General features: G+C 40.4%; 2 protein-coding genes. One reads left to right on the top strand and one right to left on the bottom strand.

Annotated features, from left to right (window positions below):
• Window positions 1-271: 271 nt before the first annotated feature.
• Window positions 272-973, bottom strand: a complete 702-nt coding sequence (locus tag PX636_RS10110) for a 16S rRNA (uracil(1498)-N(3))-methyltransferase (protein WP_288117015.1) — start codon at window positions 971-973, stop codon at window positions 272-274.
• Window positions 974-1,295: 322 nt separating this feature from the next.
• Here PX636_RS10110 and PX636_RS10105 point away from each other — a divergent pair, with 322 nt between their 5' ends.
• Window positions 1,296-1,466 (top strand): hypothetical protein, encoded by a 171-nt coding sequence (locus PX636_RS10105; protein WP_002798000.1) that lies wholly within the window; start codon window positions 1,296-1,298, stop codon window positions 1,464-1,466.
• Window positions 1,467-1,619: the final 153 nt, after the last annotated feature.

Below are 1,619 nucleotides of genomic sequence, written 5' to 3'. Positions count from 1 at the left end.
GAATAAATCTAAAAACCTTGTTGGATAAGACTTCTAGACTTTTTTGAAATCCAAAAGTGCCGGGCATGGGAGTGAGCAGGGGGAAAATTCCGGGACTTTTTCCCTGAAAATTGGGTAATTGACCACCTGAAAACCGGTAAAACCCTACACCCTACACCCTACACCCCACACCCTGCCCCCACGAAAAACTTTTTGCCGCAAACCCTAGTTAAGAAGCGAAATGATTCCAGTTATCTCGATTGCTAGTCTTGGTCATAAAAACTGTAGTCAATTAGCTGTCTAAATAGGCGTTAATGATAGCGAGAGCCACTAAGGGAGCGGTAATTGTTCTCAAAATGCGTTTTCCCAATGATACAGGCAGAAAATCAGCAGCGAGCGCTTGTTCTATTTCTGCCTCCGTCCATCCCCCTTCCGGTCCGATGGCCATGGTTATCTCGGTTGATGTTTGCAATTGAGAAAGTAGCGGGTCCACTGTTCTACGGGTAACACCAATATAACAAGTTGTCCCTGGGTTAGCTCCCCGGTTAAGGATGGCTAAAAATGGTTGTGGTTCTTCGATAATGGGAATAATCTGTCTTTCTGATTGTTCTACAGCTTCCCGGGCAATTTTTCGCCAACGGTCAATTTTTTGAGGACTAGGATTGACTAAACCCCGTTCTGTCAGCAGCGGGATAATTCGATAAACTCCTAATTCGGTGGCAGCGCGAACGATATCATCAAAGCCATTTTTGGGAATTGCTACCATTAAATTCACTTGTACTGGTAGTTCGCTAGTTTCGTTTATCGCTTCTAAAAGATGGGCCGAATTATCAATTATTTCTGCTAACCACGCTTGTCCTTGTCCATTTAGGGCAATAAAACGGTCATGGGATTTTAAACGAACAACTTTTTTAAGATAATGACTTTGTTCGGGTGTTAAGGCAATTAACCCGTTTTCTAGGGTATTAAAATCAAGAAGAAGACGATAATACAAGGCGGTTTAGTCTATATTACTATTGTGTTCAGAATCACTGTCAGCTATCTATTTTAGCTTTTATGGTGTTTTTGTATAAGGTTGAGAGTAGATCAGCTTATAGCAGTTATCTTAATGGTGAAGTACGAAGTTTTCCTTTTGGGTAGTCAGTCGTCAATACCAAATTAGGTTATACTTCATGTTTATGACAAAGGCTATAACTTACTATGGCCTTACCTACTCAGATATGTTATAAAATTTATCCTCATCAAGGTATCTCTTGGCCAATAAGAATTAAGACTTGACAATCTCCACTCCCTAACCCCTAACCCCCAGAAAATCCATGGACATAACTGCTAAAATTGAAGAACTGGCACAAAAATATGAGATACCTCCCCAACTGCTCAAGGAAGCCATGGCTTTAGAAGTAGAAAAAATTACTCTAAAAAATCGGCAGCTATCACCTAAAATTGTCAAACTTATCGAAAAATATACCGACTCCTCACAATCATAAATTTTATGGCTCTCTTGCATGATTTATTTTTTGTAAGTAGGGAGGCACAATTATTTGTAGGATGGGTTAGCGGTAGCGTAACATGAGCGGACGTTGGGTTTCATGCTTCAACCCAAACTACATTCATCTTATATTTAATTCCACCCACCCACT

Source organism: Microcystis sp. M53598_WE2 (assembly GCF_030067735.1).
Classification (GTDB): Bacteria; Cyanobacteriota; Cyanobacteriia; order Cyanobacteriales; family Microcystaceae; genus Microcystis; species Microcystis aeruginosa.
The sequence above is the reverse complement of the archived record's forward strand: the minus strand, read 5'-3'. Positions and strand labels throughout refer to the sequence as shown.